The sequence below is a fragment of the Hydrogenophaga sp. 5NK40-0174 genome, from assembly GCF_040372165.1.
In the GTDB taxonomy this organism is placed as follows: domain Bacteria; phylum Pseudomonadota; class Gammaproteobacteria; order Burkholderiales; family Burkholderiaceae_C; genus Hydrogenophaga.
This window is the reverse complement of sequence record NZ_BAABWG010000018.1, coordinates 1-826: the sequence shown is the minus strand read 5'-3', so window position 1 is coordinate 826 and position 826 is coordinate 1. Positions and strand designations below refer to the sequence as shown.

The following is an 826-nucleotide window of genomic DNA, read 5'->3' as shown; positions in this document are numbered from 1 at the left end:
ATCCGTACCAATGGTGAACAGGCCACCATTGGAGCCAGGTGCGTCCGTCTGTGGCAACACCGTCAGCGTGCCGCCGTCCGGATCGCTGTCCACACCGTCTCCGGTGTCATCGGTCAACACGTTGCCCAGGTTCGCTGGCGCATCGTCTTCACCCACGGTGTAGTCGTTGTCCGTCGCCGTTGGGTCATCGTTCACACCGGTCACCGTGACGGTGATCGTGGCAGTATCTGAGCCACCTTCGCCGTCGTTGACCGTGTATGTCACGGACGTGGTCATCGTCTCGCCAGGAGCAAGGGCGCTGAACTCACCGTTCGGGTCGAACGTGACATCGCCATTGGCGGCAATGCTGAACAGACCCCCGTTGTCGCCAGGCGTATTGGACTGAACCACTGCCTGCAGCGCATCGCCGTCCGGGTCGCTGTCAACACCATCGCCTGTGTCATCGACCACTGCGTTGCCAATCACGGCGGCCGGGTCGTCCGCACCCGCGGTGTAGTCATTGTCCTGCGCCACTGGAGCAGGGTTGGTGATGGTGTAGGTGAACGTATCGGTCACCGTTGCACCGGCAGAATCGGTCGCAGTGACGGTCACCGTGAACACACCACCAGGCGCGTTCTGGCTGGCAGAGTTGTCTACCGTGCCTGAGATCACACCTGTGTTGGCATCGATGGTCAGGCCCGTCGGCAGACCTGCTACCGAGAAGGTCAGCACATCGGTTGAGTCTGCGTCCGTAAACGCGGTGCTTGCGTCAATCGGCGTGATGGTATTGCCATCCACATCCGCCTGGTCAGGAATTTCGCTTCCAGGCACCACTTCCGGTGCGTCA

The 826-nt window shown here is 61.3% G+C and carries 1 protein-coding gene; it reads right to left on the bottom strand.

The window, feature by feature from the left end; all coding sequences use genetic code 11:
* Window positions 1–826: cadherin-like domain-containing protein (locus ABWV89_RS18835; protein ID WP_353400615.1), on the bottom strand; the 826-nt coding region annotated here is incomplete at both ends.